Source organism: Niveispirillum cyanobacteriorum, from assembly GCF_002868735.1.
Lineage (GTDB): Bacteria > Pseudomonadota > Alphaproteobacteria > Azospirillales > Azospirillaceae > Niveispirillum > Niveispirillum cyanobacteriorum.
Genome location: NZ_CP025613.1, coordinates 626,232 through 647,746, shown reverse-complemented (window position 1 = coordinate 647,746; position 21,515 = coordinate 626,232). Strand labels below are relative to the sequence as shown.

Genomic DNA, 21,515 nt, shown 5'->3' with positions numbered 1-21,515 from the left:
GCACAGATAAGGGCCAAGAGATTGATGGGGGCATGATGTCCGTCGCGATTACCCTGACCGTCAATGGCGTCCGGTTGAGCCGGGAGGTGGACCCGCGTCTGCTGCTGTCGCAGTTGCTGCGGGATGAGTTGGGGCTGACCGGCACCCATATCGGGTGTGATACCAGCCAGTGCGGGGCCTGCACGGTGCATCTGGATGGGGCGTCAGTGAAAAGCTGTGCGGTGCTGGCGGTTCAGGCCGATGGGACCGACGTGCTGACCATTGAGGGGATCACGGGCCAGGACGGGGCGCTGCATCCGATGCAGGCGGCGTTCCGGGAGCACCATGGTCTGCAATGCGGGTTCTGTACGCCGGGCATGGTGATGGGGGCGATTGAGCTGGCCCGCACGGCGCCTGACCTGGAGGAGGCGACGATCCGCGACGGTCTGGAGGGCCATCTCTGCCGCTGCACCGGGTATCAGAATATCGTCAAGGCCGTGCGCGCCGGCGCGCAGGCCATGCGAGAAGGGTGAGGCCATGTACGGGTTCGATTATCACCGTCCCGCCACCCTGTCCGATGTGGTCGAACTGTTGACGGGGGATGAGGATGCCAAGGCCCTGGCCGGGGGCCAGACCCTGATCCCGACCCTGAAGCAGCGCCTGGCCATGCCGACATCCCTTGTGGATCTGTCCGCCGTTCCCGGATTGCGGGAGATTGCGGCGGAGGGGGACGGGGTCCGCATCGGGGCCATGGCGACGCATGCCGCCGTGGCCGGTAGCGATGTGGTTCGCGCGGTGTTGCCGGGGCTGGCCGATCTGGCGGCCCATATCGGCGATCCCCAAGTGCGCAACCGCGGGACCATCGGCGGGTCCATCGCCAATGCCGATCCGGCGGCGGATTATCCAGCGGCGGTTGTGGCGCTGGATGCGGTCATCCGCACCGACCGGCGGGATATCGCAGGCGGGCAGTTCTTTACCGGTCTGTTTGAGACGGCGTTGCTGCCCGGTGAAGTCGTGACATCCGTCTTCTTCCCCGCAGCGTCCCATGCCCGCTATGCCAAATTTCCCAATCCGGCCAGCCGCTATGCCATTGCGGGCGTGTTCGTCGCCCAGCGTGGCGACGCGGTGCGGGTGGCGGTAACGGGGGCCGCTGCATCGGTGTTCCGGTGGGACGCGGCAGAGGCGGCGCTGACCGGGCGGTTCAGTGCCGATGCGTTGGACGGGCTGGTGCTGGATGCAGACGGCCTGAACAGCGACATGCATGCCGACGCAGCGTATCGCGCTCATTTGGTGGCGGTTCTCGCCCGGCGTTCTATCGCCTGAATTTATCCGACAGGACCAGGGACGACATGGTGCGTTCGATACCCTGGACCTGACCCAGCAGGTCCAGAACGCGGTCGATATCCTGAACCGACTGGGCCGCGATGACGGCCATCATGTCGTAGGTGCCGGAGATAGCGGACAGGCTTTCCACCTCCGTGATCCGCTTCACCTCCGCCACGATGCGGGACAGCATCTTGGGGTTGGTGGAAAGCAGGACATAGGCGCGGATCAGCCGACTGCTGCCCGGATCCTGACGCAGCGTATAGCCCTGGATGATACCTAACCGTTCCAGCCGCGCGATGCGGGCCTGCACCGACGACCGGGCCAGCCCCAATTTACGCGCCAGCGATGCCGCCGGTTCACGGGCATTGGCCTTCAGAAGGGCGAGCAGGGCCGTATCAACGGCATCCTGTTGAGCGTCAGTGGCGTCCATTGGGGGCCTTGGTAGAACGGGAATACAGGTCGGGGCGGATGGTTACCCACCCGCCCTGCATCCTATCACAGCTCCGGGAACTCAATCCCCTGGGCCAGCGGCAGGGAGGTGCCGTAATTGATGGCCGAGGTCTGGCGGCGCATATATTGCCGCCAGCTGTCCGAACCGCTTTCGCGGCCACCACCGGTTTCCTTCTCACCACCGAAGGCACCGCCGATTTCAGCACCGCTGGGGCCCATATTGACATTGGCGATGCCGCAGTCGGAGCCATCGGGGGCCAGGAAGCGCTCGGCCTCCAGCAGGTCGCGTGTGATGATGCTGGACGACAGGCCCTGCGGCACGTCGTTCTGCATGGCCACGGCTTCCTCGAAGTCGCTGTAGCGCAGGACATAGAGAATGGGGCCGAAGGTCTCGTGCTTTACGATCTCCGTCTGGGCCGGCATCTCCGCAATGGCAGGGTAGGCGTACCAGGCATCGGGGAAGGTGTCGGCCAGGGCACGGCCACCGCCATGGACGGTGCCACCCTGGGCCTTGGCGGCATCCAGCGCCTTGGTCACGGCATCAAAGGCGGCCTTGTCGATCAGCGGACCCATCAGGGTGCCCGCATGGCGCGGATCACCCGGCTGAATGGCGGCAAAGGCCGTCTTCACCGCCGACACGACCTTGTCATAGCAATCATTATGCACGATCAGGCGGCGCAGGGTGGTGCAGCGCTGACCGGCGGTGCCGACGGCGGCGAACAGGATGGCGCGCACGGCCAGCCTCAGGTCCGCCGACGGCGTCACGATCATGGCATTGTTGCCGCCCAGTTCCAGGATGGAACGGCCAAAGCGCTTCGCGACCACTGGAGCGACTTCGCGACCCATGCGGGTGGAGCCGGTGGCGCTGACCAGGGGCACGCGGGGATCGGCGGCGATCTGTTCGCCCACTTCACGCAGGCCAAACAGCAGTTGGGACAATCCTTCGGGAGCGTCACCGAAGCGGGCCAGGGCCTTTTCGAACAGGGCCTGGGTCGCCAGGGCCGTCAGCGGGGTCTTCTCCGATGGCTTCCAGATCACCGGATCGCCGCAGACCAATGCCAGGGCCGCGTTCCAGGCCCAGACGGCCACTGGGAAGTTGAAGGCGGTTATGATGGCGACAGGGCCCAGCGGCTGCCAGGTTTCCACCATGCGGTGGCGGGGGCGTTCGGACGCGATGGTCAGACCGTGCAACTGCCGCGACAAGCCCACCGCGAAGTCGCAGATATCGATCATCTCCTGCACCTCGCCCAGGCCTTCCTGAACGATCTTGCCGGCCTCCAGCGTCACCAGAGCGCCCAGGTCGGCCTTGTGCTCCCGCAGTACCTCACCAAACAGACGGATCAGTTCGCCCCGGCGGGGGGCGGGAACGGTGCGCCAGGCCTTGAAGGCGGCGGCGGACTGGGCCAATACGGCATCAACCTCGGCGGCGCTATGAGCCTTCACGGCCCCCAAACGGGAGCCATCGATGGGGGAGCGAGAGACGATATCCCCCTCCGTGACGAGATGAGCGATGCCAAGACGGTCCAGAAGGGCGGCGGTGGCGGACATGGGGTGTGACTCCGGTGTGGAATGGACGCTGCGTGTTTGTGCTTTTTAGAAACCGGGGGAGGTTGCTGCACCCTCCCCCGGTTCGCCTCACGCATAGACCTTTCCGAAACGGTTGGAAAGGAACAGGTCCAGCGGCATCTGCTCCTGACGGACGAAGCCCTTGGACGGCAGGTGACCGGTGGCTTGCAGGTCCAGCATGGCGCAGATGCCGGCGGCCGTGCTCATCTGAATTGCCGACAGGAAATGGCCTTCGACTTCCTCGCCATGGATGTGGCGGACGATGCTTTCCTGTTCCAGGCGGCCATGACGCTTGCCGCTGACGGTGCAGAAGACAAGCACCACATCCTGCATGGTGATGGGCAGGGCTTCTTCCAGCACTTCCTTCAGCAGGTCACGGCGGCGGGCCAGACGCAGGTCCTCCACCAGCAGCTTGATGATGGCGCAGTGGCCGGGATAGCGCACTGACTTGTAGGTCAGGTTCTCCACCTTGCCGGCCAAGGTCTCGGTCAAAGAACCCAGGCCGCCCGAGGTGTTGAACGCCTCGTAAGCGACACCTTCCAGCACAAACTCCTCAAGATCTTCCAGGGGCGGCAGTTCGACATTCTTGCCATCCTGCACCGCCTCGCACGGGTTCAGATACTCATTGATCAGACCGTCGGTGGACCAGGTCAGATTATATTTCAGGGCGTTGGTGGGATAGCGGGGCAGGGCGCCGACGCGCAGCTGCACATCGCGCAGACTGTCAAAGCCGGCGGCCAGACCATGGGCGGCGATGGAGACGAAGCCGGGGGCCAGACCGCATTGCGGGACAAAGGCGCTGCCGGCCTTGGCGGCCACTTCCTTCACCACGCGTGTGCTGGCCACATCTTCGGTCAGGTCAAAATAATGGATGCCGGCATCATAGGCGCCATAGGCGACGGTGGAGGTGGTGTGGAAGGGGAGGGCGTTCAGCACCGCGTACTTGCCTGCCATGGTCTTGCGCAGGGCGGCACCGTCATTAATGTCCAACTGCACCGTGTCCACGCCCAGGTCGGTGAACCGCTTCAGGGCATCGGCGCTGTGGTCGGCGACCGTCACGGCGTAATCACCGGTGCGGCGCAGCAGCAGGGTGATGGCGATGCCGATCTTACCGGCGCCCAGCAGCAGGATGTTCTTCATATTGCTCCCCGTTTCCCGAAAGGTGTTTACGGGGAATGGTGCCGCCCGGCGCCGCCGATCGGAAGGCGGCGATCTGTCGATATGCAGGGTAATTGACGGCGTTTCGCAGGATTGGCCAGCGAAACGCCGACTATCCCGCCGCCATCTGCCGCAGCTTGGCCAGCAGGGCATCGATGCTGGTCGGCTTGGTCAGCATCTGGGTGCCGGGGGGCAGGCGGGAGGTGTCGGCCCGGTCGATATAGCCGGTCAGGAACAACACTTTCAGCCCCGGCCATCGGCCCAGCGCCAGTTCCGCCAATTGCCGTCCATTGGTGCCGGGCAGGCCGACGTCGGTCACCAGGAACTGAATGTCCGGATGGTCCGAGAGGATGTCCAGGGCCGCATCGGCATTGCCTGCCTGATGCACCACATGCCCTTGTTCCTCCAGCGCCTCGGCCAGGACAAGCCGGATCAGCACCTCATCCTCCACCAGCAGCAGGCGGTAGATCGATGACGGGGCTTCGGGCTCCGCCGCCGGCCCTTTCTCCACCGCTGGCTCGGCAGCTGATTCGGTATGACAGGGCAGGAGCAGGGTCACCTTCGTCCCGTATCCCTCCCGGCTATCCAGGGTCAGGAAGCCACCCGATTGCCGCGCAAACCCGTACAGTTGCGACAGGCCCAGGCCAGTGCCATGGCCAACGGGCTTGGTGGTGAAGAAGGGTTCGACGGCGCGGGCCAGCACCTCCGCCGACATACCGATACCGGTATCGGCCACCGATAGGCTGGCATACTCGCCTTCCTCCACCTCGTTAGCGGCGGCGGCGGCACGGTCGATATGGCGCATGCGGGTGGCAATGGTCAGGGTACCGCCGTTGGGCATGGCATCACGGGCATTGACGGCGAGGTTAAGGATACCGCTTTCCACCTGATGCGGGTCGGCCCAGGCGGAACAGATATCGTCGGTCAGATCAAGGCGCAGCAGCACATCCTCCCCCACCGACCGGCGGACCAGGTCGGCCATGCCACGGGCAAGAGCGTTCAGATCGACGGCTTCGGGCTGCAATGGCTGACGCCGGGCAAAGGCCAGAAGCCGCTGTGTGACGGCCCCAGCGGTTTCCAGCGCCGACCGCGCCGTCGCCATATGGCGCTGCACATCCGGCAGGTCCGGGGGCAGGCGGGCGGAAACCAGTTCCAGACTGTTGCCGATCACCTGCAGCAGGTTGTTGAAATCATGCGCCACGCTACCGGTCAGCCGACCCACGGTTTCCAGCTTCTGTGCCTGGAACAGGGCCTCGCGCGCTTCCTCCAGCGCCTGCTGCGCCTGACGGCGTTCGGTGATGTCGCGGGTGACCTTGGCGAAACCGATCAGGGTCCCGTCGTCGTCACGCACCGGTTCGACCACCACGCTGGCCCAGAAATGGCCACCATCCTTGCGCACGCGCCAGCCTTCGGCCTCAAACCGTCCCTCTGTAAGTGCTGTGGCGAGCACGCGGGCGGGAAGCCCGTCACGCACATCCTCCGCCCGGAAAAAGCGTGAGAAATGCTGGCCGATGATTTCACTGGCGCGATAGCCCTTGAAGCGCTGCGCTCCGCCATTCCAACTGACTACGATGCCGTTGGGGTCAACCATATAGATGGCGTAGTCATGCACGCTTTCGATCAGCACGCGCAGGTGCCGTTCCCCCGCCAGACTATCGGCGGTCAGATGCTGCATGGTGCCGGTCAAGTCGGGTTTCCCGCGGAAAATGGGGAGAAGACGTGCCATCATCAGCGACCGGACTTTTCCGTCAATCCTGCCGATGGTCCTAGGACTCTGTTTCTACTATTATATTAGACCATGTTTTATCAAAAGTGGCTGATGTTTGGGTGGTACTCCCTATAAATGTCACAGCCGACCCACATGGGATTTCAGGTACTCCACCAGCAGCGAAACCTTGGGCGACAGGTGGCGGCGATGGGGATAAACCGCCCAGATCCCCTCGTCCGGCGGGCGGTGATGGTCCAGAAGGCTGACCAATGTTCCGGTCGCCAGTTCCGTTTCCACATAGAAGTCCGGTAGCTGGCATAAGCCCAGGCCCTGGCGTGCGGCGTCAAGCACGGCAAATCCGCTGTTGCAACGCCAGCTGCCGCCGGGCCGGAATGAGACCTGCCGGCCTTGATCCTCGAAATGCCAGAGATCAGCGGTGCCCATCAGGCATTGGTGGCGGGCCAGATCATCCAGGCTGCCCGGTGGACCATGCCGTTCCAGATAGGCGGGTGCGGCACAGAGATAGCGGCGGCGTGATGCCAGACGTACGGCGATCAGGCGGCTGTCATCCAGGCTGGTGCCGGTTCGCACCGCCAGATCGAACCCTTCACCCACCAGATCGGTCAGCCGGTTGGTCAGATCGATGGTGACCGACAGTTGCGGATGGGTCAGCAGAAAGCGGTTGACCAGGGGCACTATGAAGCGTTCGCCATAGGCGATGGAACAGGTGAGGCGCAGATGGCCGCGCGCGGCACCGTCGCTTTCGCTGACGGTGGCGAACGCTTCCTCCCGTTCCTCCACCAGCCGACGGCAGCGTTCCAGAAAGGTGCGCCCGGCATCGGTGACGCTGACCCGGCGCGTGGTGCGGTAGAGCAGGCGGACCTGCAGCCGATCCTCCAGCCGTGCCACCTCCCGGCTGACATGGGAGGTGGAGACGCCCAGGCGGGTTGCCGCGGCGGAAAAACTTTCCGTTTCACAGACGGCGATGAAACTGTCGATCCCGTCCCAGGAGCCCATGATTGTTCTCACACAGCAATAATCATTTGCCAAAATGCATGATCGTTGCCAGGGCTTTCAAGCTATTGTCGCCTCCGACCTGTCCGTGCGACCCTCGCCGGGCGAACCCTTTTATGACCCCTGACCGGATAAGACCGCCATGAAGACCCGCGCCGCCGTCGCTTTCGAGGCCAAGAAGCCGCTGGAAATCGTCGAACTGGACCTGGAAGGCCCGAAGGCGGGCGAGGTGCTGATCGAGATCATGGCGACGGGCATCTGCCACACCGATGCCTATACGCTGGACGGGTTCGACAGCGAAGGCATCTTCCCTTCTATCCTGGGCCATGAAGGGGCCGGGATTGTGCGCGAAGTGGGGGCAGGGGTCAGCAGCCTGAAGCCCGGCGACCATGTCATTCCGCTGTACACTCCGGAATGCCGACAGTGCAAAAGTTGCCTGTCGCGCAAGACCAACTTGTGCACCTCCATCCGCGCCACGCAGGGCAAGGGCCTGATGCCCGACGGCACGACGCGGTTCAGCTATAAGGGCCAGCCCATCTATCACTATATGGGCTGCTCCACCTTCTCCAACTTCACGGTCCTGCCTGAAATCGCGGTCGCCAAGATCCGGGAGGACGCGCCGTTCCAGTCCTCCTGCTATATCGGCTGCGGCGTGACCACGGGCGTCGGTGCCGTGACCAATACGGCCAAGGTGGAACCGGGTTCCAATGTGGTGGTCTTCGGCCTGGGCGGGATCGGCCTGAATGTCATCCAGGCGGCCCGCATGGTAGGGGCCGACAAGATCATTGGCGTCGATATCAATGACCGCAAGGCCGAATGGGGTCAGCGCTTCGGCATGACCCATTTCGTCAACCCGCAGAAGATCGAGGGCGATATCGTCCAGCATCTGGTGGCATTGACCGAGGGTGGTGCTGACTACACGTTCGACTGCACGGGCAATACGATCGTGATGCGTCAGGCGCTGGAGGCCTGCCACCGTGGCTGGGGCGTGTCGGTGGTGATCGGCGTCGCGGAGGCCGGTAAGGAGATTTCGACGCGTCCGTTTCAGCTGGTCACGGGCCGCGTCTGGAAGGGGTCGGCCTTTGGCGGCGCGCGTGGCCGCACCGACGTGCCGAAGATCGTTGACTGGTACATGCAGGGCAAGATCGAGATCGACCCGATGATCACCCACGTCCTGACCCTGGAAGAGATCAACAAGGGTTTCGACCTGATGCATGCAGGTGAGAGCATCCGCAGCGTTGTGGTCTATTGATCATGACCCTTGAAACCGTCTCCACTACCCGGTCCCATGGCGGCGTGCAGGCTGTGTATCGCCACACCTCCACCGCCACCGGCACGCCAATGGTGTTCAGCGTCTTCACTCCGCCACAGGCGCTCGGCGGGGCCAATTGCCCCGTCGTCTGGTACCTGTCGGGCCTGACCTGCACCCATGCGAATGTGACGGAGAAGGGGGAGTTTCGGCGCTGGGCGGCGGAACTGGGCCTTATCATCGTCTGCCCCGACACCAGCCCACGTGGCGAGGGCGTGGCCGATGATGCCGGCTGGGACTTGGGCCAGGGGGCGGGCTTCTATGTTGATGCGACGGAGGCACCCTGGGCACCGCATTTCAAGATGTGGACCTATGTGACGGAAGAACTGCCGGCCCTGGTGGCCGCGCATTTCCCCGTCGACATGGGCCGGCAGGGCATCACCGGCCATTCCATGGGTGGGCATGGTGCCCTGACCGTGGCCCTGCGTTATCCGGGCCGGTTCAAATCGATTTCTGCCTTCGCGCCCATCGTGGCGCCGGCGCAGGTGCCGTGGGGACAGAAAGCCTTTCCGGCCTATCTGGGCGGTGACCAGACGGCATGGCGTCGGCATGATGCCGTGGCGCTGATCGAGGATGGGGCGCGGGTGCCGGAAATCCTGGTTGATCAGGGAACGGCGGACGGGTTCCTGGATAACCAGCTGCGCCCACAACTGCTGGCCGATGTCTGCGCCAAGGCCGGGATCGCCCTGACCCTGCGCCTGCAGGAAGGTTACGATCATTCCTACTATTTCATCTCCAGCTTCATTGAAGACCATCTTCGCTGGCACGCCGCGCGGCTGTAATTGGATAGGCCATAATGCCTATGCCCATTGAAGGAGAGCTGTCCTGAGCCAGTTCTCAGCACGCCTGATTTTCCAGGCAGGCAATGATCGGACAGGACAGCAAACCATGTTGAATGATTTCCAACTCGTCGAGTTCGGCAAGGCTGACATTGAGAATGTCATGTCGAAAATGTCGTCCACCGAGATCGATGGCTTGGCCTTCGGCGCTGTGCAGTTGGATTCGGAAGGCCGCATCCTGCAATATAATGCCGCTGAAGGGGCGATCACCGGGCGCGACCCTAAGGCCGTGATTGGCAAGAGCTTCTTTACAGAAGTGGCCCCCTGCACCAACACCGCCGCCTTCAAGGGTGCCTTTGATGCCGGCGTGAAGTCCGGCAATCTGAACACGATGATCGAGTACACGTTCGATTATAATATGAAGCCCACCAAGGTGAAGGTTCATATGAAGAAGGCCCTGGTTGGCGACAGCTACTGGGTCTTCGTGAAGCGGCTCTGAGCCGTCTTTCACCGGGGGTGGTTTCCATGACATCGACGCTTGCAGTACCGCGCACCGATGCGGAAACCGCTCCTTGGTGGCAGGCTGGGGACAGCCTGCAGCGCTTCATCGCTGATAAGGTCGCAGGTGATCTTGTCCGACTTCGCCCTGGCGAACGCTTGCCGCCACCCGCCGGTTGGCAGCAGGATATGGAAATCGGTCCCGGTGGCCTTGGCATGGACAGCCTGGAACTGGTGACAGTGGCGACCGGTCTGACGGAAGCGCTGCACCTCCACCGTTCAGGGATCGAGGACTATCTGCTGATGCATCGCCGTCTGGGCGATTGGACGCAGATTGCGGCCCGTGGCCTGTCGGTCTTCGATGCGGAGCTGACCTTTCACACGTCCGGCAGCACGGGCACGCCAAAGCCCTGCCGTCACGCGCTGTCCGGGCTTGAGGCCGAAATCCGGGCGCAGGCCCGGCACCTGGGGCCGGTGCGGCGGGTGATCGGGATGGTGCCGTGCCATCATATATACGGCTTTCTGTTCACCATTCTGCTGCCCCGCTTTCTCGACATATCCTTCGTGGATGCGCGCGGACGCATGCCGGGCCGGGTGGCAGCGGAGATGGAAGCAGGTGACCTGCTGGTGGCCGTTCCCGAACAATGGGCCTTGATCGCGCGCACCGGCCCCGCCGACCTGACGGGCCGGGCCGGACTATGTTCCACCGGGCCGCTTGCGCCCGACCTTTTCGCGGAACTGATCGGACGGGGCCTGTCGCTGACAGAGATTTACGGTTCCAGCGAGACGGCGGGCATCGGCTGGCGCTGCCGCCCTGATGAGCCGTTCACTCTACTGGAGGGATTGTCCATATCGGCGGACGGTAGCCGGCTTGACCGGGATTGGCAAGGGCAGGGGCAAGACCTGCTTGACCGGGTGGAGCTATCGGGAGAAGGGCAGTTCCGCCTGCGGGGCCGTCGCGATAGCGCGGTACAGGTGGGGGGCGTCAACGTCTTTCCTGAACAGGTGGCAGCCTGCCTGCGTCAGCACCCCGATGTGACCGAGGCGGTCGTGCGGTCCATGACGATCAGCGACGGTCTGCGCCTGAAAGCCTTTATCGTGCCGGTGAGCACCAAGGACATTGAATGCCTGCAAGCCCGCCTGACTGACTGGGCAACGATGAATTTGCAGCCTGAGGAGAGGCCTAAAAGCTGGACCTTCGGACCCGCCTTGCCGACATCAGCGCTTGGCAAGCTGAGCGATTGGTAAAAGAACGGGCAGGTGACGGTTAGCCAAAGCTTATCGGCGAGGGGCAAAAGCGATTAGCGGCGGGCGGCGCCAATGTGCCATCACTTGCAGTGTAAACCCGTAAAGGATTGCCAATGTCTGCCCCTGTCGTTTGTGACGCGCCGCTGGTCATCCTGCCCGGACTGATGTGTGACAGCCGGATGTTCGGCCATCAGATCCGTGCCTTCGAAGGCCAATGTATCAATGGCTTTTATGGCGGGGCCGACAATATTGAGGCCATGGTTGACTATGTCCTGGCCCGCATGCCCGCACGGTGTGCCCTGCTGGGCCATTCGATGGGCGCGCGGGTTGCGCTGGAACTTTACCGGCGCGCACCGGAACGGGTGGCGCGCCTGGCCCTGGCCGATACAGGCGTGCATCCGGTCCGCCCCGGAGAAGCCGAAAAGCGCTTTGCCCTGCGTGACCTGGGCCGTAGTGCCGGGGCGGGGGCGATGATTGATCAGTGGCTGCCACCGATGATCGGACCGTCCCATGCCGATGACTTGGAACTCTTTGCTAGCTTGCGGGCTATGTGCGTCGATGCCGGCGTGGCCATCTATGAGGCCCAGATCAACGCCCTGTTGAACCGTCCTGATGCGGCACCGGTCCTACCCACAATCACCTGTCCCACCGCCGTGATCGTCGGTCGCGATGACCGCTGGTCGCCGGTTGATCAGCATCAGGACATCGCAGCGGCGATTACGGGTTCGCGTTTGTCGATTATCGAGCAGGCCGGCCACATGGCACCCGCAGAGGAACCCGTTGATTTCAACGAGGCGCTGAGGAAGTGGCTGTCATAAGGGGGCGGCGACTTTGTTGGTATCGTTGGATTCACACTGAAGTGCGACTTGGTTGCAGTGCATTGTAATCATTTCGCTTTATAGCAGCCAGCTTGCTGCTGAACGCTTCTGCCGCGTTGGCCAGCCCGAATGCAGCTTCGCCACCACATGCGCCAGAAGGGCCGGATGCCGCAGCAATTTCACCCGGCCAGATCGCCGCCGATGCTTGGCCATCGCATTTGCCGTCATGCAGAAGTAACCACGGTAGTCGTTGCCAAACCGGTCCCGGAAAGAGGTGTGGTAAAAGTTCCGGTTGATCTCACGATGGATCGTCCCGCGATGCCGGCCAAGCCGCGCCGCAATCTCCCGAACTGGGATCGACGCCTGGAACATCTCGTCAATCCGGCGCCGTTCCGCCAAACTCAGGTGCGAATAGTGCTCTCCCATGGCAGCCTCCATTGCTAACCATCTGATTATAAAGGGGAGTCGCACTTCAAAATAGAATCCACCCCCCTACAACAAAAAAAATCGATAATATTCATTATGGAAATTATTATGGCTGCATGTCGCACCTGCGATGCATTCGCATTTTCTTCTGGAATATGCGACTGATTTGCAGTAACTAATGATCATCACACACTGGTCCAAGGTTTGGCACCGATCATGTATGTCTGCATCTGCAATGCCATCAACTGCAAGACGGTACGCCGGACTGTTGAGGACGGGGCCAGCAGCATAGCCAGTGTGTTCAAGGCCTGTGGCAAGACCCCGCAATGTGGCCGCTGCTTCACCACAATCCGGGAGATGGTGGGCGAAACCAAGGCGGCTAATTGCGACGTTCACATGGCCCCGGCCATTGCCGCCGAATAAGGCCTGAAAGTCTCCGTGTCCGCCGGTCAATGCGGGCAGATACCGATATTGCGGATGGAACAGCCGGTGGCGGCGGGTGCCCCCTCCTGCTCCGCCTTTTTCTTGGCGGCTTCCTTCTGAGCCTGTTCCGCTGCGATGCGGCGGGCGCGTTCGGCCTGCATATCGCGTAGTTCCGTGTCCTTGCCCAGCCGGCCACTCAACAGCATCAATTGCCGTTCGGCGGACTGAAACAATGGCTCCTCCGTGCTGCCGCCATTCAGCAGCGGCGTGTCATCCTCGCTGCCGGATACATAGACGATACGATAAAGGCCGTAAGCGTCGTCCAGGCGCCCGACCTCCTGATTGACCAGGGCAAGCTGATACCGGGCCGTCATGTTTTCGGGGTCCTCGTCCACCAGCCTGCCATAGAACTCCAACGCCATGACATAGTCCCTGGCCTTCAGCGCGGCGCGTCCCCGGTCACTGTCATCATTCATGAAAGGGTTCACCGGCTGCGCCCAGCGCGGGGTCAGGCAGCCCGGCAGGACCAGCAGAAGCGACAGGGCAAGGCAGGACAGGGGAAAGCGGCGGATCATCTTCATCCTCGGGCAGGAACGGGCCGTCATGATGATCCTATCACGCTGGCCCGCCGCGTCGCCTGCTTGATTGTTTGTTTGCTGACACGCCCTGCTCGCGCATAAGCTGTTGCTAAGACATACAGGGATGGGCATGCAGCCGGGTTGGGAAAACACTATCGATGCGGATCTGGCGGCCCTGACTACAGATCGCGGGATGCTGGCCCTCTTGCGCCACTGGTGTCAGGCCCGTGCCGCCAATGGCGGTGCCTTGCCGGCGCGGGCACAGATGGACCCGTGCGACCTGCCCCGGTCGATCCTGCCCTTCATGTTCATCTATGAACGGCTGGGCGACCGGCTGCGCTGCCGCCTGTCGGGCACGCGGATGCGCGATCTGTTCGGGAATGACGGGACCGGCCAGTTCCTGGATCAAATGATCGCACCGCACAGCGTGCCGGGCCGCAGCGCCCTGTTCCACCGCACCTTGGATGGCGGCCTTCCCCTGCTCTATCGCGGGTTTCTGGTGCCGGTGGGCAAGGGCTGGCGCGGATTCAACCGGCTGCTGCTGCCCGTGGCGGTGCGGGCGGGAGAGCCCGCGACACAGGTGATGGGCATGGTCCGGGTGTTCGATCCGCCGCCGGGTGCGGCGGTACTGGCAGGGGCGGATGCCGATGGTCTGCTGTCCGCACGGCTGCTGGAGGACAGCGAATGCCGGGCAGCCATCGACGGCCTGGGATCAGGCCGCGTTCTGTAGCGCCGTTTCTAGAAGATGATATCCTGTCATCAACATTTATGAATTGATGCTTTGTCTCCCAATCACTTCCATTAAACAGACTCTATCCCCTTGATGGGCCCAACGAGGCGATCAAGTGTAGGACGACCTAAGTGGCTGTATCCAGGCATGTGGAGAGTTGTGATGGCACCGCCTTTTGACCTTCTGGGGCTGGACCATATCGTCCTGCGGGTACGAAATGTCGAACGGATGATCGGCTTCTACCGCGATGTCCTGGGCTGCTCATTGGAGAAGGTGCAGGCGGAGATCGGGCTTTATCAGCTGCGCGCAGGGCGAAGCCTGATCGATCTGGTGCCGCTGGATGGCACTCTTGGCCGCATGGGCGGCGCCGGCCCTGGCGTAGAGGGCCGGAACCTTGAGCATTTCTGCCTGGAGATCAGCCGCTTCGACGATGCGGACATCCGCGCCCACCTGACCGCCCATGGCGTCAGTATCGGCACCACGGGGGAGCGGTATGGAGCGGGCGGCGAAGGGCTGTCGATCTACCTGACCGATCCGGAGGGCAACAATGTGGAACTGAAGGCGCCTGCCTAAATACCAGCCAAAACTTTCAGCGCCACCGGCCCCATGGCCAGATAGCCGGCGCGGTTGGGATGCACCGGGTCGAGGCCTAGTTCCGCCTTCAGGCCCTTGTTCGCATCGGCCAGGACCGGCCAGTAATCGATATAGGTGTGGCCCTGGTCACGGCAGAGGACGGCGATCCAGGTATTCAGTGCCAGGATACGTTCCGTCGGGTCACCCACCGATTTGCGCCAATAGACATCACGCGCGGGCGGCACCGACCCGATGAAGACCTTTATCCCCGCTGCCTTGGCCAGCGACGCCATGGCGGCTAGATTGTCATGGGTCAGGGCCGGGTCATAGGTGCCGCCATTTTCGGCGACATCGTTGGTGCCGGCCAGGATATGGACGGCGCGCGGGGCCAGTTCCAGCACATCGGGCGTGAAGCGCAGCAGCATCTGTGACGTTGTCTGCCCGGAAATTCCGCGGCCGATGAAGCCGTGTGTGGGGAAGAATGCTCCGTCATGTTCGGGGCGCGCCCAGTTCTCCGTAATGCTGTCCCCCATGAAGACCACGCGCCGCTTGTCGGCGGGCAGCGCCTTGTCGGCGGTGTTGGCGGCGGCATAGCGGGCGCGATTGGCCCAGTCCAGCGCCTGCACCGGCTCCGCAGCACCCGCCTGTGTCACGGCCAGCATTGGTAACAGCGGAGCGGTGGCAAGCAGGTGGCGGCGGTTCATGGTAATCCCCTGAAAAAGCGTAGGTCAGGTCGGGGGCAACAGCCCACACCCTGACCTACGCCATTATGCTTAACGCTTCACGATAACCTGCTTGCCGTCATACACCAGTTCGCGCTCACCCTTAACGTTGAAGTCAGCAGCCTTGGTGTTCTGGCCGTCGATCCAACGCACACGGATGGTGCGCTTTTCCGGCATGCCGGGGAACGAACCCTGGCGGTCGGCGATGGTCAGTTCGCCACTGGCCTGGTTCCAGGACAGCTTGATGCGGCTGAACTCACCCTTTTCATAGCCATAGGTGGTGCCTTCATCCTCATACAGGTCGAAGGAACCATCGGCCCCGGCATAGATATTGATCAGCAGCGAACCGTCCTGCTTCTCCGCCGTGGACTGTACCGCCGGGCCGGTCGGGATGATCGCCCCTTCCCGCACAAACAGCGGAATGCGGGTCAACGGTGCATCCACCGTCACCTCCTGCCCACCCGTCAGCTTTTCACCGGTGTAGAAATTCACCCAGTTGGCGCCAGCGGGCAGATAGACGGCCTTGGTGGTGGCGCCCTGTGTATAGACGGGGGACACCAGGATGCTGGGGCCAAACAGATATTGTGTGCCCAGATCCTTCACCTTGGCATCGGCGGGGAAATCCTGCGCCAGGGCGCGCATGATGGTCCCGTCCTTGTGCCAGGTGTCGCCGGCCAGGGTGTAAATATAGGGAAGCAGGCTATAACGCAGCTTGGTGTACCAGACCATTGACTGGTACACATCCGACCCTTCCGGCGCGATATTGTAGATCTCGCGCAGTGGGAACTGCCCGTGCGACCGGAACAGCGGGCTGAACGCCCCGAACTGGAACCAGCGCAGGTTTAACTCGCGCCATTCCGCCTGATCCTCGGCCTTCATCGGCTGTGCCTCGAACCGCTTTTCCAGCGCGAAGCCGCCAATATCGGTTGTCCAGTTGGGCAGGCCTGACAGCGAGGTATTGATGCCCGCCGCGATCTGATGTTCCAGATCAACAAAGCGGGACACCACGTCGCCCGACCAGACCGCCATGCCATGGCGCTGCTGTCCGGCAAAGCCCGACCGGGTCAGGATGAAGCTGCGCTGCCCGCCATCATCGCGGCGCTCGCCCTCATACACCGCCTTGGTCTGCATCAGGGGGTAGGAGTTGAAGTAGGCTGCCCCCGGCCCCATGGCCGTCGGCCCGATGCGCAGCTTCACCTCCTCGATCGGCAGGTTGGAATGGACGTCCGGTTCGGTGTTGTCCAGCCACCAAGCATCGACCTTCAGCACGTTCAGCTTGTCGCGCATCTGCCGCCAATAGATGTCCCGCGCCTCCTGGCTGTAGGGATCATAATGGGCGTTCAGATAGCCCTCGCCGATCCAGTCCCGCTCCCCCTTCTCCACATTGCGGCGATAGATATAGCCCTTGGCGTCCAGCTCCTTGTAATGCTCCGTATTGGGATAGAATTTCGGCCAGACGGAGATCATGAAGCGGGCGTTCAGCTTGTGAACCTCCTGCACCATGCCGGCGGGATCGGGGAAACGGGCCTTGTCGAAGTCGTGGCTGCCCCACGCATCCTCAGGCCAATAGTTCCAGTCCAGCACAATGTTATCCAGCGGGATACCGCGCTTGCGGTATTCTTTGACGGTGCCGACCACTTCATCCTGGGTCTTGTACCGCTCCCGGCTCTGCCAGAAACCATAGGCCCAGCGCGGCAGCATCACCGACTTGCCCGTCAATTGCCGGTAACCGGCAATGACGCCGTCGATATCGTCACCCGCGATGACATAGTAATCCAACGCGTTGGCAACCTCCGATGACAGGGTCAGGGCGTGGCGCTCGGCATCCGGCAGCGGGTCCTGGTGCGACACACCGATATAGCCGCCATCGGGCTGCCATTCGATGCGGATGTCATGCTGCCTGCCGGCTTCCAGCGCCACCTCGAAATTATGGAACCAGGGGTTCCAGTTCTGGCGCCAGCGATGGATGACTTCCTTGCCATCGACAAACACGGTGGCATAGCCCGATGAATAAAGCTGGAACTTGTGGGTGCCTGCCTTATCGGTGCTGATCTTGCCTTCCCAGGTGACCTTCTGACCCGGCGTGTCGCGGGTCTTGTCGGGGCGGCGGTTGCCGCCCACTTCCGCGGGCCAGTTCAACAGATCATCCAGGTCGCGCCAGTCGATCTTGGCCTCGCGCCGAACCAGCTTGGCCTCGCCATCCTTGGTATAGGTGGCGGTCAGTGCCCCTTCCTTGCCGTCCTTGTCGAACAGCTTCAGCGTGCCATCCAGATCGGCATAGTCATGCGGCACCCCGAACCGGGTGATGGAGTTATTGTCCCACAGCACGCCATAATTGCGGCTGGACACGACGAACGGAACCGCGATGTCCATATTGTGCTGGGCCAGGCGCAGGTCTTCGCCATTCCAGTTCAGCACCCCATTCTGATGCTGGCCGAGGCCATAAAACGCCTCATCGCTGCCGGGGTTGAAGGTCTGGCTGATTGTGTAATAGTCGCGGTCCAGCACCTTCACAGGCGCGATGGTACCCCGGTCCTTCTCGGCCAGCAGTGGGTTGCCCGCCTTGTCCAGGAAGCGGACGGTGCCGGTGGCCAACGTCAGTTCCGCCGTCAGTTGCGGGGTCTTCAGCCGGGCGACCTTGCCATCCTGCTCCAGCGTAAAGCCACCATTGGCGGGGCTGGCCACGGTGATCAGGCTGGCCGGGATATCCAGGCTGTCGGTCGGTACCGCCGTGACGCGGATGGTGCGGTCATTGATGACCTGCAGACGCAGCTTCTTCACCGGGCCGGATGACAGGGTGGCGACCAGACCATCCTGGGTCTGTTGCACGGCACCCGGCTGGACGGCCTGTGCCACTTTGTCATTGCCGGATTTGGGCCCGCCATCGCACCCGGCCAGCAGCAACAGCGGCAACAGGGCGGCACGGGCCAGCATCATGGATCGGAATTTCATGCGTCTCTATCTCCCTAACAAACTGCCAATGTCGTTGGAGGGGGCCTTCGCCCCTCACTTGGTCGGATATGTTGCCAGTGTGACGCGCAGGATTTGCGCGCGGTCGGTCAGGTTCAGCCCGTAGTCGGTCTGGTCACCATTCCACACCCGGTCCACGACCCAGGAGCCGTTGACAAACCGCCCCTCCTCTACCCGGTCAAAGATGCGGCCACGGCCATCGCGCATGCTCTGGAAATCCACACGAACATGCACGCCGGTAATCAGGTAATCATCCTTCGCCATTTCGATGATCACGGCCCCGCCCTTGGGCACGGGGTTGCCGGGCGGCTTGTCCATCCCGAACTGACCCAGCCCATAGGACAGTTCCACCTTCCAGGGCGCATCACCCAGGGTGATCTGTTCGGCATGCACGGCTTCCGGCTCTGCCCCGCCCCAGACCTTGCCCTTGAGGCTTTTCTCGGCGATCAGGTCGGCGATGGGGGTGACGGCGCGATAGGCAAGCGTGAACGGGGCCAGGGTTTCCGGCGTGATTTTTTCCGCACCCAGGGGCGCGTTGGCGTAGCCGGTATAATCCAGGCCGAACGGGCTGTACCCGATACCCTGCCGGCCCAGCACCGCGAACAGGTAGCGAGCATAGACAGCTTTGCTGCCCATCTCTGCCACCATCAGGGCATTGTCGGGCCGGCCATATTGTTCCAGCGTCGTAACATAGGGGGCGTACTCAGCCATGTAGATGTCGGGCGCCAGGAAATCGATGCCGGGCGCCGCCGCTTTCCAGATATCCAGCACGTTCCAGGTCGGCCCGCCGGCGGAATAGGTATAGGGGTCCTGGTCCTTGAACGGGTCACGCAGGGCGGCGTTCACATACATGGGCAGGTCATATTCCCGCTTCCCCGCCGCCGCCACCTCGTCGCAGAAGCGGCCGATATGCCAGGCGTGGAAGAACTCGTCCGCGTCCTTGTCGAACACATCCCGCCATTTGCCCGGCTTCTTGCCCATGGCCTTGATCAGGTCGGCGGGAACCGGGCCGTTGAACAGCTTTTCCGCCGTCGGACCATGGTCGCGGATGGCACCATAGGTGCCAACCTCATTCTCAACCTGCACCATGATCACCGTGCGCTGCGGGTCCACCTTTTTCAGGTGGCGCATCAGGGCGGCGAAGGCGCGTTTGTCGGCCTCCAGCGTTTCCTTGCCATGTGGCGACAGGGAATTGCGGATGATGCCTTTGGCTTCCACTACGCGCGGGAAGCGGTCATTGTTCAGCTTGACCCAGGCGGGCGCGTAGTTCGGGCCGTTATTCTTCCAGGTCGCGAACCAGAGCGGGATCAGCCGCACGTTGTTGGCGCGGGCCTGATCCAGCAGGTGATCGACAAAGCTGAAATCATACTGCCCTTCCTTGGGCTCGATCTGTTCCCAGGCGATGGGCACCTGCAGCGTGTTGGCCCCCACCTCCTTCACTGCCGGCCAGACAGCGGGCAAGGCGGCGGGATAATTGCTGGAATTATTGACCTGCGCGCCCAGGATCAGGAATGGCTTGCCATCAACCAGAAGGGCATGGCGCCCCTGTTCGCTGACCATACGCGGCAGCGGGGCATCGGCGGCCAGGGCCGGGCCGGTGGAGAGGGCAAGCGACAGCAGACCGACGGCCAGCAGGCGGGAAAAGCGGGAAACAGGCATCACGGCTCCGTTCGGGGGCGGGTGCGGATAAGGCTCAGGCGGCGGTGGCCGGCGCCTTGCAATGACGGTCGATAAAATCGCGGTGTGCCGGCATGGTGGCGACCGCCCGCTGCACATAGTCACGATGACGGAACAGGCGCTGCTGCAACTCCGCCGCCGGCATGATGTCGGCCATCGGGTCGTACCCGACCGGGTCTACCCCCTGGCCCAGGAACACCGCAAGCCAGCTGGCCTCCGCGAACAACTGCCCATCAAAGCGGGCGACGCGGCCACGGGCGCGGAACAGGTCGATCTTGTGCCGCAGACTGTCGGGGATCGGCATGGTGCGGCAATAGTTCCAGAAGTCGCTGTCGTCCCGTTCCGTCGCATTGTAATGCAGGATCAGGAAGTCGCGGATCTGCTCATACTCGATCTCGCTCAACCGATTGAACTCGTCCCGCGTCGCCTGGTCCCGGACATCAGTGGGCATCAGGGCCAGCAGACGGAACAGGGCCGTCTGGATCAGGTGGATCGAGGTGCTTTCCAGCGGTTCCAGGAACCCGCCGGCAAGCCCGACGCCCAGGACATTGCGAACCCAGGCCTTGTCCCGCCGCCCCGCCGTGAAGCGCAAAGGCCGGGCATCGGCCAGGGGGCGGCCATCCAGATGGCCCAGCAGCAGCGCCTCCGCCTCCTCATCCGCCATGAAGGCCGACGAGTAGACATGGCCATTGCCGATCCGGTGCTGCAACGGGATGCGCCATTGCCAGCCGGCAGTGTGGGCGGTGGACCTTGTATAGGGCGTGATCTCCCGCCCGCCCTCGCAAGGGACCGCCAGTGCGCGGTCGCAGGGCAGCCAGCGGCTCCAGTCTTTGAACCCCACGCCCAGCGTCTGACCCAGCAGCAGAGAGCGGAAGCCGGAGCAGTCAATGAACAGGTCACCCCCGACGCTGCCGCCATCGGCAAGGTCGAGATTGCTGATATAGCCATCTTCCGCACGCTGCCGGATGCCCGTGATCCGTCCTTCAATCCGCGTCACGCCCAGGCGCGTTGCAAAATCGCGCAGGTAGGCGGCGTAAAGAGCGGCGTCGAAATGATAGGCGTAGGACAGAAGCGGGGCCGACGCCGGCCCCTGTGGGATTTCCGGTGCGAAACGCCCCTGTCGCGCCGCCACGATGGCGGGGCAATAATCGCCAATATCGGTTGTGTCCCCCAGCGCGCGGGCACGCAGCCAGTAATGATGGAAGGATACGGCATCGATATTGGCGCCATAGCTGCCGAACGGGTGGATGTAGCTGTGCCCGGTGCGGGTCCAGTTGCGAAATTCGATGCCCAGCTTGAAACTGGCCTGGGTGCGCGCCACGAAGTCACGCTCGTCAATGCCCAGCAACTGGTTGAAGAACTGGATGGGCGGGATCGTGGCCTCGCCCACGCCAACCGTGCCGATCTCGGCGGATTCAATCAGGGTGATGCGGCCCAGACGCCCCTTGGTGGCCTTGGCCAGAAGGGCAGCCGTCATCCACCCGGCGGTGCCACCGCCGACGATGGTGATGTCCAGAGGCTTTGTCTGCATCATCCCTCCTCCCCCTGCCATCTGCGCCTTTG

General features: G+C 62.9%; 21 protein-coding genes. 10 read left to right on the top strand and 11 right to left on the bottom strand.

The window, feature by feature from the left end; all coding sequences use genetic code 11:
- The first annotated feature begins 35 nt into the window (after window positions 1-35).
- Window positions 36-512, top strand: coding sequence for a (2Fe-2S)-binding protein (locus C0V82_RS23735; protein ID WP_102115176.1), 477 nt, complete (start codon window positions 36-38; stop codon window positions 510-512).
- A gap of 4 nt (window positions 513-516) precedes the next feature.
- Window positions 517-1,302, top strand: a complete 786-nt coding sequence (locus tag C0V82_RS23730) for an FAD binding domain-containing protein (protein ID WP_102114891.1) — start codon at window positions 517-519, stop codon at window positions 1,300-1,302.
- On the opposite strand, the gene C0V82_RS23725 is transcribed toward C0V82_RS23730, so the two are convergent.
- The 5 genes from C0V82_RS23725 to C0V82_RS23705 all read right to left on the bottom strand — a co-directional run bounded on the left by C0V82_RS23725 (window position 1,292) and on the right by C0V82_RS23705 (window position 7,204).
- Window positions 1,292-1,735 (bottom strand): Lrp/AsnC family transcriptional regulator, encoded by a 444-nt coding sequence (locus C0V82_RS23725; RefSeq protein ID WP_102114890.1) that lies wholly within the window; start codon window positions 1,733-1,735, stop codon window positions 1,292-1,294. The genes C0V82_RS23730 and C0V82_RS23725 overlap by 11 nt on opposite strands.
- Before the next feature lie 65 nt (window positions 1,736-1,800).
- Window positions 1,801-3,303 carry an L-piperidine-6-carboxylate dehydrogenase gene (amaB, locus tag C0V82_RS23720; RefSeq protein ID WP_102114889.1) on the bottom strand — a complete coding sequence of 501 codons (1,503 nt, stop codon included), beginning with the start codon at window positions 3,301-3,303 and terminating at the stop codon, window positions 1,801-1,803.
- 87 nt (window positions 3,304-3,390) lie between these two features.
- On the bottom strand, window positions 3,391-4,461 hold the full coding sequence (locus C0V82_RS23715; protein WP_102114888.1) for a saccharopine dehydrogenase family protein: 1,071 nt from the start codon (window positions 4,459-4,461) through the stop codon (window positions 3,391-3,393).
- A 130-nt stretch (window positions 4,462-4,591) separates the two neighbouring features.
- Window positions 4,592-6,166, bottom strand: a complete 1,575-nt coding sequence (locus C0V82_RS23710) for a PAS domain-containing sensor histidine kinase (protein ID WP_158660166.1) — start codon at window positions 6,164-6,166, stop codon at window positions 4,592-4,594.
- A gap of 159 nt (window positions 6,167-6,325) precedes the next feature.
- Window positions 6,326-7,204, bottom strand: a complete 879-nt coding sequence (locus C0V82_RS23705) for a LysR family transcriptional regulator (RefSeq protein WP_102114886.1) — start codon at window positions 7,202-7,204, stop codon at window positions 6,326-6,328.
- A 139-nt stretch (window positions 7,205-7,343) separates the two neighbouring features.
- Here C0V82_RS23705 and C0V82_RS23700 point away from each other — a divergent pair, with 139 nt between their 5' ends.
- The 5 genes from C0V82_RS23700 (at window position 7,344) to C0V82_RS23680 (ending at window position 11,853) form a co-directional block, all read left to right on the top strand.
- Complete coding sequence (locus tag C0V82_RS23700) at window positions 7,344-8,453, top strand: S-(hydroxymethyl)glutathione dehydrogenase/class III alcohol dehydrogenase (RefSeq protein WP_102114885.1); 1,110 nt, start codon at window positions 7,344-7,346, stop codon at window positions 8,451-8,453.
- A 2-nt stretch (window positions 8,454-8,455) separates the two neighbouring features.
- A complete protein-coding gene (gene fghA / locus C0V82_RS23695; RefSeq protein WP_102114884.1) occupies window positions 8,456-9,292 on the top strand; it encodes an S-formylglutathione hydrolase in 837 nt (278 codons plus the stop codon).
- Window positions 9,293-9,398: 106 nt separating this feature from the next.
- The gene (gene pyp, locus C0V82_RS23690; protein WP_102114883.1) at window positions 9,399-9,788 is read left to right on the top strand and encodes a photoactive yellow protein; all 390 of its coding nucleotides are present in this window, start codon (window positions 9,399-9,401) and stop codon (window positions 9,786-9,788) included.
- 26 nt (window positions 9,789-9,814) lie between these two features.
- On the top strand, window positions 9,815-11,035 hold the full coding sequence (locus C0V82_RS23685) for an AMP-binding protein (protein WP_102114882.1): 1,221 nt from the start codon (window positions 9,815-9,817) through the stop codon (window positions 11,033-11,035).
- A 113-nt stretch (window positions 11,036-11,148) separates the two neighbouring features.
- Complete coding sequence (locus C0V82_RS23680; RefSeq protein WP_102114881.1) at window positions 11,149-11,853, top strand: alpha/beta fold hydrolase; 705 nt, start codon at window positions 11,149-11,151, stop codon at window positions 11,851-11,853.
- Between the two features lie 78 nt (window positions 11,854-11,931).
- On the opposite strand, the gene C0V82_RS23675 is transcribed toward C0V82_RS23680, so the two are convergent.
- The gene (locus tag C0V82_RS23675; protein WP_102114880.1) at window positions 11,932-12,291 is read right to left on the bottom strand and encodes a helix-turn-helix domain-containing protein; all 360 of its coding nucleotides are present in this window, start codon (window positions 12,289-12,291) and stop codon (window positions 11,932-11,934) included.
- A gap of 192 nt (window positions 12,292-12,483) precedes the next feature.
- Here C0V82_RS23675 and C0V82_RS23670 point away from each other — a divergent pair, with 192 nt between their 5' ends.
- The gene (locus C0V82_RS23670) at window positions 12,484-12,702 is read left to right on the top strand and encodes a (2Fe-2S)-binding protein (protein ID WP_245924293.1); all 219 of its coding nucleotides are present in this window, start codon (window positions 12,484-12,486) and stop codon (window positions 12,700-12,702) included.
- Window positions 12,703-12,728: 26 nt separating this feature from the next.
- On the opposite strand, the gene C0V82_RS23665 is transcribed toward C0V82_RS23670, so the two are convergent.
- The gene (locus C0V82_RS23665; RefSeq protein ID WP_158660165.1) at window positions 12,729-13,277 is read right to left on the bottom strand and encodes a tetratricopeptide repeat protein; all 549 of its coding nucleotides are present in this window, start codon (window positions 13,275-13,277) and stop codon (window positions 12,729-12,731) included.
- Window positions 13,278-13,410: 133 nt separating this feature from the next.
- Between C0V82_RS23665 and C0V82_RS23660 the strand changes: the two genes are divergently transcribed.
- Together C0V82_RS23660 and C0V82_RS23655 are read left to right on the top strand one after the other, a co-directional pair.
- Window positions 13,411-14,010: a PAS domain-containing protein gene (locus tag C0V82_RS23660; protein ID WP_158660164.1), complete on the top strand. Its 600-nt coding sequence runs from the start codon at window positions 13,411-13,413 to the stop codon at window positions 14,008-14,010.
- A 162-nt stretch (window positions 14,011-14,172) separates the two neighbouring features.
- Complete coding sequence (locus C0V82_RS23655; RefSeq protein ID WP_211107963.1) at window positions 14,173-14,583, top strand: VOC family protein; 411 nt, start codon at window positions 14,173-14,175, stop codon at window positions 14,581-14,583.
- Here the strand turns inward: C0V82_RS23655 and C0V82_RS23650 are convergent.
- The 4 genes from C0V82_RS23650 to C0V82_RS23635 all read right to left on the bottom strand — a co-directional run bounded on the left by C0V82_RS23650 (window position 14,580) and on the right by C0V82_RS23635 (window position 21,486).
- Window positions 14,580-15,287 (bottom strand): GDSL-type esterase/lipase family protein, encoded by a 708-nt coding sequence (locus C0V82_RS23650; RefSeq protein WP_102114875.1) that lies wholly within the window; start codon window positions 15,285-15,287, stop codon window positions 14,580-14,582. The genes C0V82_RS23655 and C0V82_RS23650 overlap by 4 nt on opposite strands.
- A gap of 69 nt (window positions 15,288-15,356) precedes the next feature.
- The gene (locus C0V82_RS23645) at window positions 15,357-18,257 is read right to left on the bottom strand and encodes a glycoside hydrolase family 31 protein (protein ID WP_245924292.1); all 2,901 of its coding nucleotides are present in this window, start codon (window positions 18,255-18,257) and stop codon (window positions 15,357-15,359) included.
- Window positions 18,258-18,311: 54 nt separating this feature from the next.
- The gene (locus tag C0V82_RS23640) at window positions 18,312-19,934 is read right to left on the bottom strand and encodes a DUF5597 domain-containing protein (RefSeq protein WP_102114874.1); all 1,623 of its coding nucleotides are present in this window, start codon (window positions 19,932-19,934) and stop codon (window positions 18,312-18,314) included.
- Window positions 19,935-19,968: 34 nt separating this feature from the next.
- Entirely contained in the window at window positions 19,969-21,486 is a 1,518-nt protein-coding gene (locus C0V82_RS23635) for a tryptophan halogenase family protein (RefSeq protein WP_102114873.1), read from the bottom strand.
- Between the last annotated feature and the right edge of the window lie 29 nt (window positions 21,487-21,515).